General features: G+C 44.0%; 1 protein-coding gene and 1 pseudogene. Both read left to right on the forward strand.

Features of this window, described 5'->3' with window-relative positions; translation table 11 throughout:
* The coding region (locus AC04NP_RS30500) for a group II intron maturase-specific domain-containing protein (protein WP_482863914.1) at positions 1–678 on the forward strand (678 nt) is incomplete at its 5' end.
* 113 nt (positions 679–791) lie between these two features.
* Positions 792–1,088, forward strand: a pseudogene (gene tnpB, locus AC04NP_RS30505) (IS66 family insertion sequence element accessory protein TnpB); the annotation flags it as partial.
* Positions 1,089–1,105 lie beyond the last annotated feature (17 nt).

The raw sequence follows: 1,105 nt of genomic DNA on the forward strand, positions 1-1,105 counted from the left end.
TGTGTATGCGGAGTGATGGGGCCGTTGTTGGCGAACTTATTTCTACACTACGTATTTGATGAATGGATACGCAGAAACTATCCTCAAATTCCTTTTGAGCGGTATGCAGATGACAGTATCTGTCATTGCAGGAGTAAGAAAGAAGCCGAATATCTCAAGAGCGCTATAGGAGTAAGGCTGAGCGCATGCAAGTTGGAACTCAATGCAACCAAAACCAAAATTGTTTATTGCAAAGACAGTAATCGGGAAGGAGAGTACGAGAATGTATCCTTTGACTTTTTAGGTCACACATTCAAACCCAGATCGGTGAAAAGTAAAGCAGGAGGATACTTCACCGGATTTAATCCAGCTATAAGTCGCTCGGCTCAAGTAAAAATGGGTCAGGTAATGCGTAACTGGAAACTTCAGAGCTGGGTCAACAGAGATTTGACTTCAATTGCAGAAGGTATCAATCCGGTAATTCAGGGATGGATTAACTATTATGGTAAATTTTATCCATCTGCTTTACGCTCAGTCCTGCAGCAATTAAACATGAGGTTGGTGCAATGGGTAAGGAATAAGTTTAAACGGTATCGCAAACACAAGACCAGGGCAGTCTATTGGTTGGGAAAGGTAGCCCTGACCCAGCCAACGCTGTTTGCCCATTGGCAATGGGGGGTGAAACCGACAGCTGGATAACTGATTATTTAGTGTAAATGACTCAATAAGAAGAGCGGTATGAACCGAGAGGTTCACGTACCGTTCTGTGAGCAACCCGGGGGGAAGTTCCCCGGGTTGACTCGACTGACGGGCTTCAAGGATTGGTAGAAGGGAAATTAAATCGTACGGCCACTTCCGGAGAGGTATTTGTTTTTATCAACAAGCTAAGGGATCGGGTGAAGCTATTGCACTGGGAGGCAGGAGGCTTTGTGCTATACTATAAGCGATTGGAAAAAGGGACTTTTGAACTCCCCGATATAAAACAGGAAGGCTGTCAGATCACCTGGTCACAATTGATGCTGATCATTGAAGGGATCCGGGTGGAAGCCTTTGAAAAAAGGGCGCGTTTCACCTTAGAAAAAGTTCAAAAAAAACAAGATTCAGCATAGTCAAAAAAACCATTTTT

It is taken from the genome of Agaribacillus sp. DX54 (genome assembly GCF_056858335.1).